Source organism: Chromobacterium phragmitis, assembly GCF_003325475.1.
Lineage (GTDB): Bacteria > Pseudomonadota > Gammaproteobacteria > Burkholderiales > Chromobacteriaceae > Chromobacterium > Chromobacterium phragmitis.
On the sequence record NZ_CP029495.1, the window covers coordinates 1,646,957 to 1,661,857 of the forward strand.

The following is a 14,901-nucleotide window of genomic DNA, read 5'->3' on the forward strand; positions in this document are numbered from 1 at the left end:
TCGGTTGCCGCGCCACGCCCCCCGCCCGCGGCGGGGGGCTTTTCCGCCTTCGCCCGCCAGACCCAGGAGAATGCCATGACAGCCGCCCCCTCCGCTTGGGACCCCGGCGCCCACGCCAGCTGGCAAGCCGGCAAACCGCAGGAGGCCGTCGCCTTGACGCTGGCGGCCGTGAACCGCCACGGCCGCAAGAAACCGGTAGACCTTGTGCTGCAACTCGCCTACTACCTGTTTCTGGCCGGCCAACACCACGCCGCCGCCCAAGCGCTGGCCCAGGTGCGCCCCGACTATCCCGACAACCGGGAAGTCCTGCTCAATCTGGGCGTTTCCCTGGCCCGCAGCCAACAATACGAGCAGGCCATCCCGACGCTGCAAGCCTACCTCGCGCATGATCCCGGCGATGCGCTGGTGCACGCCACGCTCGGCACCTGCTTCCACCGGCTGGGCCGTCTGCAAGAGGCAGCGGAAGCCGGCTCGCGGTCGCTGGCGTTATCCGACAGACGGCATGGCGCGGCGCCCGTCGGCTGGCGGCTGCCCGATGCCGATCCAGCGGCCTTCGCTGCGGGGAAAAGCCAGGTCATCGCCTTTTCATTGTGGGGCGGCAACCCCCGCTACCTGCGCGGCGCCATCGACAACGCGCTGGCCGCCCCCCAGGTCTACCCCGGCTGGCGGCTGCGTTTTTATCTGGATGAAACGGTGCCGGAGGACGTCCGGCGAGAGCTGGCCGCGCTGGGCTGCGAACTGGTGCTGGAAACGCCGGGGCAAAGCCTGCGCCAACGACTGACCTGGCGCTTCCAGGCGGCAAACGACCCGCAAGTGGGCCGTTTTCTGGTGAGGGATGCCGACTCCGTCATCGGCCCGCGCGAAAAGCTGGCGGTCGACGAATGGCTGGCATCCGATCGCTGGTTCCATGTGATGCGGGACTGGTGGACGCATACCGACCTGATCCTGGCCGGCATGTGGGGCGGCGTCGCCGGCGCGCTGCCGCCGCTGGACACGCTGCTGGCCGGTTATCGCTCAGGGCATATGGAAACCCCCAACGTCGATCAATGGTTCTTGCGGGACAAGGTCTGGTCTTACGTCCGCCTCAGCTGCATGGTGCATGACCGTTGCTTCGCGTCCCATGCGGCCCGCCCCTGGCCCGGCCCGCGGCCGGAGGGCAACCGCCATGTGGGCCAGGATGTCTTCGCCAGCCAGCGGGACAGCCAGGAACGGCGGCTGGCGGCATGGATCGGCAAGCTGCCCAGCTTGGCGATCGGCTGAAGCCTGCCCGCGCTTGTCCATGCCGCGCCAGCATGGCTCCGCGGCCGGCTTCGGCCGCCAAGCGCCGCTCCCCAGCTCAGCGGATGGCCGGTCCGGTCAGGCCATCGACGCGCAGCTCCAACAGTGTCCTGGCATCCTCCTCGCTGGCCACGCCCTTGGCCACCAGCTTGGCGCCCATCAGCGACGTCATGCGCTGCACGCCCGTCACCAATACTTGCCGCCCCTGATCCTGATGTATTCCCAGCGTCAGCGCGCCGTCCAGCACCAGATAGTCGATGCCGGCCTGGTTCAGCCTCGCCACCAGCTCCAGCCGGTGGCCGCGGATTTCCACCGCCAGCATGTGGCCGGCATCCTTGATCGCCGCGCCGAAGGCCAGGAAGGCGTCCCAATGCTCGTCCAGCCCGGTTTCGTCGAACTCGAACGCCACCGTGGCTCGGCCGCCGCGCAGAGCATCCAGCGTCCGGCTGCGAAAGTCCTTGTCCGCCAGCGACGCCGGCGACATATTCACCGCCACCCGCGCCGCCGGCGCGTCGGCCAGCGCCAGCCTCAGCGCCTCCAGATCGATCAGATGAGTCAATCCCAAGCGCAAGCTGTGCGACACCAGCCGCAACGCGTTGATCTCCGGCAAACCGTCCCGCGCGGGACAGTACAGCATGCCTTCCTGCCACAGCGGCGCGCGCTGCGCGTCCCTCACCGGAAACCAGCGCAGGCTAAAATGGCGCTGATGGCAGCCGGCTTCGATCAGCGCCCGCCAGTCCCACTCGCTGCCCACATCCGGCCCCCCGCCCTCGACCCGCCGCCACTGGTTGTCTCCCGCCGCCTCGGCCTGGGCCAGCGCCTGGCTGGCGCGCGCCAACAGGCTGGCCAGGCTGTCGCCCCGCGCGATGCCGCACACGCCGACATGCCCGACGCCGTCCTGATCGCACAAGCCCATTCTTTGGTACAGCGCCAGTTGATCGCATAGCGTAGCCGCCAGCTGCCTCGCCGCCTCCGCCTCCAATTCCGGGCAGAACACGGCGAAATCTGCGCCACGCAAACGCGCCGCCAGCCACCCCACCCGCTTGGCGGCCAGATCGTTCAAATCGCTCGCCAGCCGCTTGAGCAGAACATCCGCCCGCTCGCCGCCCAGGCGCTGGTTCAGCTCGGCCAGCCCCGACAAACGCAACAACAACAGGCACCCGCTCAGGTTTTCTTCTTCCGCCAAGGCGCTGGCCACCGCCTGTTCCAATGCTTCCCGGTTGGCCAGGCCTGTCACCGGATCGGACAGCCGCTCGCGGCGCAGCCGCTCCATGTCGGAAGACTGGTCTTGCAAATAGGACTGCAGCCCTTCCACCATCTGGTTCATCGCCAACACCACCCGCGCCAGCTCCGGCACCTTGGGCTCGGTCATGCTCTGAAAGCGGCGCGCGCTGACCGCGCTCGCCTGGCTCACCACCCGCTGCAGATCTCGCCGCAGCTTGAAGATGTCGATGGAGCCCAGCAACCCGGCCAGCAGGCCGGCGCCCAGCAGCCACATCATGGTCTGCAGCGCGCCTTGCCACAGCGACTCGTAGGCATAGCTCAACGCGGCCTCCACCCGGATCTCGCCGGCCTGCAGCCAGCCGGCGGTCACCAGCGCGCTCCCCGGCTGCGGGGACAAGGGCAGCAATGTCTGGAACCACTCCGGCGCGGCCGGGAACACCGCCTGGTTCACGCGGTCCACCAGCACTTTTCCATCCGCGCCGCGCCAGCGGATGTGGTGAAAATACCCCTGGTCGAAAGTCGCGTTTATCAGGGTTTCCGCCATCGCCTTGTCCGCCTTGTGCTGGGTGATCATCAAGGCCAGCGAATTGGCGGCATTGGCGTTTTGCCCGCTCAACTGCTGCTCCAAATAACGGCGGGCATTGTATAAGTCGGCCAGCAGAGCCCCCGTCAGAGACAAGACCACCAGCAGCACCAGCAGCAGCCAAAGCCGTTGAATCAGGGAAAGGTTTTTCATCGCGCCGCCCATCTCGTCGAATCAGAAAGTGAAGCCTTCGTTTTTCATCTTGTCCATCACCTGCCGCCAGCGGGTCAGCTTGGACACGTCGCTGCTGCGGGAGCCCACCCACAGGCCCTGGGCATTGAAACTGAATACCGGCAGCAAGTCCGGGCGCTGGGAAGCGGGGTCGATCGACGTCACCAGGCTGTCCAGGATCAGCGGCTCGGCGCTCGGCGTGGCGTAATACGCCAGCACCATGTGCGCCTGGCTGATCGTGCTGCCGGGCCCGCCTATCCTCGCCTTGACGTAGACAAGGCGCAGTTTGTCGGGCGAGACGCCCAATACCAGCAAGGAAATGTACTTGCCGATGCTGAAGTCTTCGCAGTCCCCCGCGCCCTTGCCGAACATTTCCAGCGGCGTCGCCCAATAGTCCTGAACCCCCCAGTTGTCTATGTCCTCGCGGTACAGGATGCGCCGGTTGAAAAACTGGTTAACCTCCGAAAGCTTCTGCCTCTCCTCAGCCCCCTGCAGGCCGCCCAGCAGCTGGTTCCATTCGCGGTACAACGCCGCGGCGCGCGGCCCGTAACGCGCGGCGGCGCGCTCCGTAGGCAGGCTGGCGGCCGCCACGCACAAACCTGCCAGCAGCAACATGACAGGCAGCAGCCAACGCCGCGGACGACTTGGCCGCCGTCTGAAAACAGGCATGACGAGCTTCATGTTCATTCCACGCCGGCTAATGAAGGCCACTGTAGCAGATAGGGAAATTATACTCCCTTCCGCAAAAATACTCATTTGACATTCTTAACTTATGATTTAACCTGAATGATGTAAGACTTAAAAATATCAGCCCTTGCGCCCGGAGACTATTAACCATGCAACGCTTACAAAAAAGACAGATTCATCTGGCAGTGGCAGCCTTGCTCAGTTTGTCGGCCTCGTTGGCTCAAGCCACCAGCCTGCGTGAAGTCGTGGAAAAAACCGTCGCCAGCAATCCGGATGTCCGCTTCCGCTTCCACGAATTCCGCTCCGCGGCGGAGGAAACCGGCATCGGCCGCGCCGGCTACATGCCTACGGTGGATGTGTCCTACACCTACGCCCGCGAAAACAACAAGGAGCCGTTGATCAACAACGGACCGCAGATAAAAGAGGACTTCACCCGCAAGGGCTGGTCGGCCGACCTCACCCAGAACCTGTTCCAAGGCTTCCAGACCATGAACACGGTGAGCCAGCTGGAATTCAGCAAGCGCGGCAAGTACTACGACTTCGTGGATGCTTCCGAGCAGCAGGGCCTGGAAGCCGCCCGCGCCTATCTGGACGTGCTGCGCTACCGCCAGTTGCTGGATTTCGCCAAGGAAAGCTATGGCGTCCATAAAGGCATCTACGACCAGATCGAACAGAAAGTGAAGGCCGGCGTTGGCCGCCGCGTCGACTTGGAGCAGGCTGCCGGCCGGCTGGCGTTGTCCGAGACCAATATGATCAACGAGACCTCCAATCTGCACGACGTCTCCGCCCGTTACTCCCGTCTGATAGGAGAGGAGCCGCCTACCGACATGGCGCCGGCGCCCTCCTTGCAGGACAAGCTGCCGCGCGATCAGGACCTGATGCGGACCGCCGTGCGGAGCAGCCCGGCCTATCTGTCCTCCGTCGCCAATCTGCGCGCCGCCCAAAGCGATCTGAAGGTCAAGAAAGGCGCCTTCTCCCCCACGCTGGACCTGCGCGCCCACACCGAGAAAACCGACAATCTCGACGCCATCTACGGTCGTCACGACAAGCAGATGGTGCAGCTGGTGTTCAACATCAACCTGTTCCGCGGCGGCGGCGACAAGGCCCGCCTCGGCGTGTCGGCCGAGCGCTACAATTCGGCGCTGGACCTGCGCGACAAGACCTGCCGCGACCTGCAGCAGACGGTGCGCATCGCCAACAACGATGTGCACAAGCTGAACGAGCAGATGGGCTACCTGCGCCAACATGCGCTGTCCACCGAAAAGGCGCGCGACGCCTATCTGAAACAGTTCGACATCGGCCAGCGCACTTTGCTGGACGTGCTGGACAGCGAAAACGAGCTGTATGACTCCAAACGCTCGCTGGCCAACGCCGAATACGACGGCAAGCTGGCCCAGGCCCGCGTGCTGGCGGCCTCCGGCCTGTTGCTGCCCAGCCTGCAGCTGAAGCCTATCGAACAGCAGTCGTTCGAATCCGACGACGCCGAGCAGCAGGAAGCCTGCAGCACCGCCTACACGCCGCCCCAACCGTTCAACACCGCCGGCATCCCCGTCCATCCTTATGTCTCCAGCACAATGGCCGATGCGCCTCCAGCGCCGATCAAAAAATCCGGCAAGGCCGTGAAACATTGAAACTTGGCAGCCCGCGCCCACAAGACCCGCCACGCGGGTCTTTTGGCCATTCGGCGGTCCGCCACGACATGAGACTGCCCGCCGCGGAACGACTTGCCGCGGCAAATTCCCGGCGCTGGAGACCTGCCCCGCAGGCTGTTTCCAGTCGTTCATCCCGGCATGATTGCCGGCCATATCCATGGGAGTGGAAGCATGGCTTCCGAAATATCCAATCCTGACACCGCGCGGCCGTTAAGCGAACAAGCCACCCACCTCGACCCCCTGCTCGACTGCCTGTTCTCGTTGGCCCGCGGCTATGGCATCACCGCCACCCGCGAGTCGCTGGTGGCCGGCATCCCGCTGGTCGACAACCGGCTGTCGCCGTCGATGTTCGCCCGCTCGGCGCGCCGCATCGGCCTGTCCACCCGCGTGGTGCGCCAGCCGCTATCCAGCTTGCGCCAGCCGCTGCTGCCTGCCGTGCTGCTGCTGGAGAACAATACCGCCGGCATCCTGCGCGAGATTCGCGACGGCGTCGCTTTCCTCAGCATGTCCGAGCTGCCCGACGCCGTCGTCGAGATTCCGCTGGAGGATCTGCAACACAGCTTCGAGGGCATCGCCATCCTGGTGAAGCCCCGCTTCCAGTACGAAAAGCGAGCGCCGGAGCTGGCGGAAATCCGTTCCCGCCACTGGTTCTGGCGCACCATCTACGGCAGCCGCTCCCTGTACCGCGACGCCTTGCTCGCCGCCTTCCTGATCAATGTGTTCGCGCTGGTGATACCCATCGTGTCGATGGCGGTCTACGACCGCGTGGTGCCCAATATGGCGCTGGAAACGTTATGGGTGCTGGCGATAGGCGCCGCGCTGGTGCTGGTGTTCGACTTCCTGCTCAAGCTGACCCGCGGCTACCTGATCGATCTGGCCAGCAAGCGCATCGACGTCGCGCTGTCCGCGCTGATCATGGAGCGGGTGCTGGGCATACGGATGGAGTCGCGGCCGGCGTCGGTGGGCGCGTTCGCCGCCAATCTGCGCGCCTTCGAGACCGTGCGCGACTTCATCGCCTCGGCCTCCATCACCGCGCTGATCGACGTGCCCTTCGTGCTGATTTTCCTGGTGGCCATCCTGTGGATTTCGCCATTGATGGCGGTGCCCATGGTGCTCGCCATTTTCTTCATGCTGGTATTCGCGCTGCTGGTTCAGGAAAGAATGCAGGCGCTGGTGGAAACCACGCTGCGCGCCGCCTCGCAGCGCAACGCGTATCTGGTGGAAAGCCTGTCGGGCCTGGAAACGGTCAAGGTGCTGGCGGCAGAGGGCGTGCTGCAGGGCAAGTGGGAGCAGGCGACGCTGTTCCTCGCCCAGGTCGGCTCGCGGCTGAAAATCCTGGCCGCCTCCACCATGAACTTCGCCGGCTTCATCCAGCAACTGCTGTCCGTCGCCATGCTGGTGCTGGGCGTGTACGAGATCATGGCCGGCAACGTCTCCATGGGCGGCGTGATCGCAGCGGTGATGCTGTCCAGCCGCGCGATGGCGCCGCTGAGCCAGGTGGTGAGCCTGCTGACCCAATACCACAACGCCAAGACCTCGCTGGTCTCGCTGGACGGCTTCATGAAGATGCCGGTGGAACGCGAAAAGGACGCGGCTTTCTTCCACCGCACCAGCTTCCGCGGCGACATCGATTTCCACAATGTCTCGTTCTGCTATCCGAACAATCCTATGGTGGCGCTGCGCGAAGCGTCGCTCACCATCAAGGCCGGCGAGCGCGTCGCCATCATCGGCCGCGTCGGCTCCGGCAAGAGCACCATCCAGAAGATGATATTGGGCCTCTACCAACCGATGGAAGGCGCGATCCGCATCGACGGCATGGACATCAAGCAGATCGACCCGGCCGAGCTGCGCCGCCAGATCGGCTACGTGCCGCAGGACCCGGTGCTGTTCTACGGCACCATGCGCCAGAACATCGCCATGGGCTCGCCGCACGCCTTCGACGCCAGCATCGCCGCCGCAGCCGAGCAGGCCGGGTTGACCGAGTTCATCAACAGCCACCCGCAAGGCTTCGACATGCTGATCGGCGAGCGCGGCGAATCCCTGTCCGGCGGCCAGCGCAAGGCGGTGACCATCGCCCGCGCGCTGCTGAACTCCCCGCCCATCCTGCTGTTGGACGAGCCGACCAGCAATATGGACCACAGCACAGAGGCGCAGATCCACCAGACGCTGGCTCGGGTATCGGCGGGCAAAACCATGCTGCTGATCACTCATCACAACGCGCTGCTGGACCTGGTGGACCGGCTGATCGTGGTCGACCACGGCGCCATCGTCGCCGATGGTCCCAAACAGCAGGTGATCGAGGCGCTGCAACAAGGCAAGATCGGAAAGGCGGGCGCTTGAAATGGAAATGAACTGGAAACAACGGGTGAACGGCTGGGTGGAGCGCGGCCAGGAACGCACCGGCCCGTACTGGGACAAACTGATGGATTGGGCCTCGGCCCGCGACCTGGCCGACCGCAACGACTTCGCCGCCGACGCCGACTGGGCCATCCTGCAACAGAGCCCCGGACGGCCGCGCATCTTCGTCTGGAGCATGCTGGGCTTCTTTTTCGTCGCCTTCCTGTGGGCGGCCTTCGCCAAAGTGGACGAAGTGTCCCGCGGCGAGGGCAAGGTGATTCCGTCTAGCCAGAACCAGCACCTGCAGAGCCTGGACGGCGGCGTGGTGTCGCAGATCCTGGTCAAGGAAGGCCAGGTGGTGCAGAAGGGACAGTTGCTGCTCAAGGTGGACAACACCCGTTTCGTCTCCTCGCTGGAGGAAAACCAGGCGCAATACCTGGCCCTGCAAGCCAAGACCGCGCGGCTGAAGGCGCTGGCGGGCGGCACGCCGTTCGAGCTGCCGCCCAAGGTGATGCAGCTGGCGCCGGACATCGCCAAACAGGAAATGGACCTGTACAACTCCAAGCAGATGGAACTGAACGCCAGCGTCGGCATCGCCCGCCAGCAACTTGCCCAGCGCAGCCAGGAGCTGAACGAGGTGCGCGCCCGCTACACCCAGGCATTGTCCAGCTACGATCTGACGATGAAAGAACTCACCGTCACCCGGCCGCTGAAGGAGTCCGGCGCGGTATCCGACGTCGACCTGTTGCGGCTGGAGCGCGACGTCGCGCGCTTCCGCGGCGAACGCGACCAGGCCGCCGCCCAGATGCCCAAGATCCAAGCCGCCATCGGCGAAGCCCAGCGCAAGATCCAGGAGGTGGAGCTGGCGATGCGCAACACCGCCAGCGCCGAGTTGTCCGACACCATGGCCAAGGCCAGCAGCCTGTCCGCCGGCAGCGTGGCGCTGGCGGACAAGGTAAAGCTGTCGGAGATCCGCTCGCCGGTGCGCGGCGAGATCAAGCGGTTGTTCATCAACACCATCGGCGGCGTGGTGCAGCCGGGCAAGGACATCATCGAAATCGTGCCGATCGACGACTCGCTGCTGCTGGAAACCCGGATCACGCCGCGCGACATCGCCTTCCTCCATCCCGGCCAGAGCGCGGTGGTGCGATTCACCGCCTACGACTTCACCATCTACGGCGGCATGGAAGGCAGCGTGGCCGAAATCGGCGCCGACACCATCACCGACGAAAAGGGCAACGCCTTCTACATCGTCAAGGTCAAGACCCACGGCTCGCTGCTGGGCAAGGAAAAACTGCCCATCTTCCCCGGCATGGTCGCCCAGGTGGATATCATGACCGGCAAAAAGAGCGTGCTGTCCTATCTGCTGAAGCCGGTGTTGCGCGCCAAGGCGGAAGCGCTGCGGGAGCGCTGACATGGGCCACCTGCTGTTCACCGCCAGCTCGGTGCTGGCCGGCTACTGGGAAGACGCGCTGGGCGAGGCGAGGCGCTGCGAGCGCCTGCCCGTCCCGCCTCGGGACAGGGACGCCGCGCTGTGGCTGGACCTGGCCAGCCTGGGCGCCGCCCAACAGGGCGCCGACTGGCCGAACCTATGCCGATGCTACCGGGTGGTGGCGCTCAGTTCGGCGCCCAACGACGCCGAGGGCATGCACTGGCTGCAATTGGGCGTATCCGGCTACGCCCACGCCTACGCCGGCGCCGACGAGTTGCGCCAGATCGCTGCCAGCGTCGCCGCCGGCGGTACCTGGCTGGGACGCAGCCTGCTGCTGCAGCTATGCCAGCGCTTCGGCGCGCTGGTGCCGCCGACCGAGCGGGCCGACTGGCGGGAACGGGTGTCCAGCCGCGAAGCGGAGGTGATCGCCATCCTGAAACAGGGCCGCTCCAACAAGGAGATCGCGCGCGAGCTGGACATCGCCGAGCGCACGGTCAAAGCCCACCTCACCGCCATTTTCCACAAATTCGGCGTAGAGGACCGTTTCCAGCTGCTGCTCAAGCTGACCCAGTCCGCGCACTGAAACGGTGCGCCGCGCGCAAAAACGGCCATCCGCTGGATGGCCGTTTTTCATGGCGCCACGCATCAAACCGGCTGCCGCCGCCTGCCGCGCCACAAATCGCGCACCCCCACCGCCGAATACAGCAGCAGCGCGCTCCAGATCAGCGCGAATCCCAGCGCCCGGTCGACGCCGAACGGCTCGCCGAACAGCAGCACCCCCAGCGCCAGCTGGATGCTGGGGCCGATGTACTGGATCAAGCCCACGGTGGCCAGCTTCAGCCGGCGCGCGCCGGCGGCGAACATCAATAGCGGCACCGCGGTCACCACGCCGGCCCCGATCAGCAGCGTGCTGCGCAGCGCGTCGGCATGGCCGAAAGCGCCCTCGCCCCGCCACTCGAACCATAGCAGCGCCGCCAGCGCCAGCGGCGACATCAGGAAGGTTTCCAGCGCCAGCCCCGGCAGCGACGCCAGCGGCGCCATCTTGCGCAGCAGGCCATACAGGCCGAAGGTGGCGGCCAGCGACAGCGCGATCCACGGCAGCGAGCCGGCGCTGAAAGTCAGCCAGGCCACGCCGGCTCCCGCCAGCCCCACCGCCAGCTTCTGCGGGCGGCTCAGGCGCTCGGACAGCACCAGCCGTCCCAACAGCACGTTGACCAGCGGGTTGATGAAATAGCCCAGGCTGGACTCCACCACGTGGCCGGCATTCACCGCCCAGATATAGATCAGCCAGTTCAACGACAGCACGCTGGACGACAGCGCGAAAACGCCCAGCTGCCGCGGCCGTCGCAGCGCGGCGGTCACGCCGTCCCACTGCCGCAGCGCGGTCAGGACCAGCGCGACGAACAAGGCCGACCACACGATGCGGTGGCACAGAATTTGCAAAGCCGGCACCGAGTGCAGCGGCTTCCAGTAAAGCGGAAACAGGCCCCAGCAGATGAAGGCGCCGACGGTGTACAGCACGCCGCGGCTATCGCCGGCGGAAGATGAAGAGGACATGCGATTCTCTGCGACACGGAATATTCCAGTTTGCAGCTTACCCGCTTTGCTTTGCCGCCATAACCATCATCTTCTGCACAATCAGTTTACAAACATTTAACAAAGCCGGATTTTGCTGCACTGGCACATAAACCGCATCCGGACGGCATGGCTCGCGATCCTTTTGACGTTGACGTAAACGTAACCTATAGTCGGCGACATTAGGGTGAACACTCTAAGCTGCGACAGCCGCGCATACCCTGGGCACAAGGTATAAAAATAAAGAGTCCCCGGCGGGAGCCGTCACAGCCGCCGCCCGGAACCCGTCGCCCACAAGGCGGCCGCGGGCTGATCGCCACAAGCGAGCACGACAGGAGGAGAAACCATGTCAATCCGCCACGCAGACCTGGAAGAAAAATACACCGCCCCCACCGGCCAGGTTCTGATGACAGGCATTCAGGCGCTGGTGCGCCTGCCCATGCTGCAACAGCAACTGGACCAGGCCGCCGGCCTGAATACCGCCGGCTATGTCACCGGCTACCGCGGATCGCCGCTGGGCAACGTCGACCAGACCATGCTCAAGGCCAAGAAGCACCTGGACGAGCACCAAGTGGTGTTTCATCCCGGCCTCAACGAAGACCTGGCCGCCACCGCGATCTGGGGCACCCAGCAAGTGAACATGTTCGAAGGCGCCAAATACGACGGCGTCTACTCGATGTGGTACGGCAAAGGTCCGGGCGTGGACCGTTCCGGCGACGTGCTCAAGCACGGCAACGTGGCCGGCACCTCGAAACACGGCGGCGTGCTCTTGGTGTGCGGCGACGACCACGCGGCCAAATCGTCCACCTTCCCGCACCAGTCCGACCACATCCTGGCCGCCAGCATGATCCCGGTGCTGTCTCCGTCCGGCGTGCAGGAAGTGCTGGACCTGGGCCTGCATGGCTGGGCGATGAGCCGCTACTCCGGCTGCTGGGTAGCGATCAAGGCGATCACCGACACCATCGAGAGCTCCGCCATCGTCGACATCTCGCCGCAGCGCTTCGAATTCAAGATTCCCAAGGACTTCCCGATTCCCGAGGACGGCCTCAACATCCGCTGGCCGGACACCCCGCTGGCGCAGGAAAAGCGCGTGCTGCACCACCGCCTGTACGCGGCGCTGGCTTACGCCCGCGAGAACCAGCTCAACCGCGTGATGCTGGACTCGCCCAAAGCCCGCCTCGGCATCATCACCTGCGGCAAGAGCTACCTCGACGTGATGCAGGCGATGGACGACCTGGGCATAGACGAAAAACTGGCCGCCGACATCGGCCTGCGCATCTTCAAGGTGGGCATGGTGTGGCCGCTGGAGCCGGAAGGCGTCCGCCATTTCGCCGAGGGACTGGAGGAAATCCTGGTCATCGAGGAAAAGCGCCAGATCATCGAATACCAACTGAAGGAACAGTTGTACAACTGGCGCGACGACGTTCGCCCGCGCGTGGTGGGCAAGTTCGCCGAAAAGGGCGAATGGGCGCTGCCGCACGGCGACTGGCTGCTGCCGGCCGCCGGCGAGCTGACGCCGGCCATCATCGCCCGCGCGCTGGCCAGCCGGCTGGCGCTGATCTTCGACAGCCCGGTGATCCACGACCGGCTGAAGTTCTACGACGATAAAGAGGCCCAGCTGGTCAAGCCGCGCGAATCCATCGCCCGCGTGCCGCACTACTGCTCCGGCTGCCCGCACAACACCTCCACCAAGCTGCCGGAAGGCAGCCGCGCCGTGGCCGGCATCGGCTGCCACTACATGGCGCACTGGATCAGCCCGGAAAACACCAAGACCTTCACCCAGATGGGCGGCGAAGGCATCACCTGGCTGGGCCAGGCGCCGTTCACCACCACCCGCCACATTTTCACCAATCTGGGCGACGGCACCTACTTCCACTCCGGCATCCTGGCCATCCGCGCCGCGGTGGCCGGCAAAGTGAACATCACCTACAAGATCCTGTACAACGACGCGGTGGCGATGACCGGCGGCCAGCACGTGGACGGCTACCTGGACGTGCCGATGATGACGCGCCAGCTGGCGGCCGAAGGCGTCAAGCGCATCGTCATCACCAGCGACGACCCGGACAAGTACCAGAACGCGCAGGGCATGGCTCCCGGCATCGACGTGTTCCACCGCCGCGAACTGGACCGCGTGCAGCGCGAGCTTCGCGACACCGAGGGCGTGACCATCCTGATCCACGACCAGACCTGCGCCGCCGAAAAGCGCCGCCGCCGCAAGCGCGGCGAATTTCCCGACCCGGCCAAGCGCGCCTTCATCAACGAACGGGTGTGCGAAGGCTGCGGCGATTGCAGCAAGAAGTCCGGCTGCCTGTCGGTGCTGCCGCAGGAAACGCCGCTGGGCCGCAAGCGCAAGATCGACCAGTCCAGCTGCAACAAGGACTACTCCTGTGTCGAGGGCTTCTGCCCCAGCTTCGTCACGGTGGAGGGCGGCAAGCTGAAGAAGCCGGCCGGCGCCAGCGCCGATCTGGCCAAGATGCCGCCCCTCCCCGAGCCCCAGATTCCGCAGGTGCATGAGCCGTTCGGCATCATGGTCACCGGCGTCGGCGGCACCGGCGTGGTCACCATCGGCCAGGTGCTGGGCATGGCGGCGTATCTGGACAACAAGGGCGTCACCGTGCTGGACATGGCCGGCCTGGCGCAGAAAGGCGGCTCGGTGTGGTCGCACGTGCGCATCGCCGACAGCCAGGAAAAACTGCACGCGGTGCGCATCGCCGCCGGCGACGCCAACCTGGTGCTGGGCTGCGACCTGGTGGTGACCGCCGCCGAGGAAGCGCTGGCCAAGATGCGCGAAGGCTTCAGCCACGTCATCGTCAACAACTACGAATCGCCGACCAGCGGTTTCCTGAAAAACCCAGACCTGCGCTTCCCGGCCAAGGCGATGAAGGACGCCATCGTCGAATCGGTCGGCGCCGGCCGCTTCAACGAGGTGAACGCCAACAAGCTGGCCACCGCGCTGATGGGCGACGCCATCGCCAGCAATATGTTCATGCTCGGCTACGCCTGGCAAAAGGGCCTGGTGCCGGTATCGCTGGAAGCCATCATGGAAGCGGTGCGGCTCAACGGCGCCGCGGTGAAATTCAACCAGGACGCCTTCAGCTGGGGCCGCCACGCCGCGCACGACCAAGCGCGCGTGGAAGCGCTGGTGACGCCTAGCGCCGTGGTGGCGTTCGTTCCACGTGAAACGCCGGACGCGGTGGTGCATCACCGCGCCACCCTGCTCGCCGCCTACCAGAACCAGGCGCTGGCCGAACGCTACAAAACCCTGGTGCAGCAAGTGCGCCAGGCCGAGGAAGCGGCCCAGCCAGGCAGCAGCGCGCTGACGCTGGCCGCCGCCCGCGCCTACTACCATCTGCTGGCCTACAAGGACGAATACGAAGTGGCGAGGCTGTACAGCGACGGCGAGTTCCTGCGCGACGTGGCCAGCCAATTCGATGGCGACTACAAGCTGCGCTTCCACATCGGCGTAGCCTGGCTCACCGGCGGCCAGGCGCGCAAGATCCCGTTCGGCCCCTGGCTGATGCCGGCGATGAAGCTGCTGGCCAAGTTCCGCTTCCTGCGCGGCAGCGCGCTGGACCCGTTCGCCTGGCAGGCCGATCGCAAGCTGGAGCGGCGGCTGATCGCCGAATTCGAGCGCGAGCTGCCCGCCGTGCTGGCCAAGCTGAACCCGGACGCGCTGTCGCGAGCGACGGAATGGGTGAAAGCCTGGGAAGGCGTGCGCGGCTTCGGCCACATCAAGCTGGCCAACTACCAGCAAGCCCGCGCGCGCCAGGCGGAGCTGCTGGGCCAGTCCAGCCAGCCGGGCAAGCCGGCCGCCAAGGCCGCCGTGGCCTGATCCAGATGGTTTCCGCAGTGTTGGGCGTCGGCGCTTGCCGGCGCCTTTTTTCCATCCATCGCCTAAAATGACATTTGATTATAACGGCCGACCTATCCGCCTCCGCGCCTGCTGCAAGCCGCTCCGGATA

9 protein-coding genes are annotated in these 14,901 nt (G+C 65.4%); 6 read left to right on the forward strand and 3 right to left on the reverse strand.

Annotated elements, in window-relative coordinates; translation table 11 throughout:
• The first annotated feature begins 75 nt into the window (after window positions 1–75).
• A complete protein-coding gene (locus DK842_RS07790) occupies window positions 76–1,260 on the forward strand; it encodes a tetratricopeptide repeat protein (protein WP_114060943.1) in 1,185 nt (394 codons plus the stop codon).
• A gap of 76 nt (window positions 1,261–1,336) precedes the next feature.
• Here the strand turns inward: DK842_RS07790 and DK842_RS07795 are convergent, their stop codons facing one another.
• Window positions 1,337–3,238, reverse strand: coding sequence for a bifunctional diguanylate cyclase/phosphodiesterase (locus tag DK842_RS07795; protein ID WP_114063671.1), 1,902 nt, complete (start codon window positions 3,236–3,238; stop codon window positions 1,337–1,339).
• A 21-nt stretch (window positions 3,239–3,259) separates the two neighbouring features.
• Entirely contained in the window at window positions 3,260–3,871 is a 612-nt protein-coding gene (locus DK842_RS07800) for a transglutaminase-like cysteine peptidase (RefSeq protein WP_232538632.1), read from the reverse strand.
• Between the two features lie 221 nt (window positions 3,872–4,092).
• Between DK842_RS07800 and DK842_RS07805 the strand changes: the two genes are divergently transcribed.
• From DK842_RS07805 to DK842_RS07820, 4 genes are all read left to right on the forward strand, one after another.
• A complete protein-coding gene (locus tag DK842_RS07805) occupies window positions 4,093–5,574 on the forward strand; it encodes a TolC family outer membrane protein (RefSeq protein ID WP_114060945.1) in 1,482 nt (493 codons plus the stop codon).
• 192 nt (window positions 5,575–5,766) lie between these two features.
• A complete protein-coding gene (locus DK842_RS07810; RefSeq protein ID WP_114060946.1) occupies window positions 5,767–7,935 on the forward strand; it encodes a type I secretion system permease/ATPase in 2,169 nt (722 codons plus the stop codon).
• A gap of 1 nt (window position 7,936) precedes the next feature.
• A complete protein-coding gene (locus tag DK842_RS07815; protein ID WP_114060947.1) occupies window positions 7,937–9,346 on the forward strand; it encodes an HlyD family type I secretion periplasmic adaptor subunit in 1,410 nt (469 codons plus the stop codon).
• A 1-nt stretch (window position 9,347) separates the two neighbouring features.
• Window positions 9,348–9,947 (forward strand): helix-turn-helix transcriptional regulator, encoded by a 600-nt coding sequence (locus DK842_RS07820; protein WP_114060948.1) that lies wholly within the window; start codon window positions 9,348–9,350, stop codon window positions 9,945–9,947.
• 62 nt (window positions 9,948–10,009) lie between these two features.
• Here the strand turns inward: DK842_RS07820 and rarD are convergent, their stop codons facing one another.
• Window positions 10,010–10,921, reverse strand: a complete 912-nt coding sequence (gene rarD, locus DK842_RS07825; protein WP_114060949.1) for an EamA family transporter RarD — start codon at window positions 10,919–10,921, stop codon at window positions 10,010–10,012.
• Window positions 10,922–11,285: 364 nt separating this feature from the next.
• On the opposite strand from rarD, the gene DK842_RS07830 reads away from it, so the two are divergent.
• On the forward strand, window positions 11,286–14,771 hold the full coding sequence (locus DK842_RS07830) for an indolepyruvate ferredoxin oxidoreductase family protein (protein WP_114060950.1): 3,486 nt from the start codon (window positions 11,286–11,288) through the stop codon (window positions 14,769–14,771).
• Window positions 14,772–14,901: the final 130 nt, after the last annotated feature.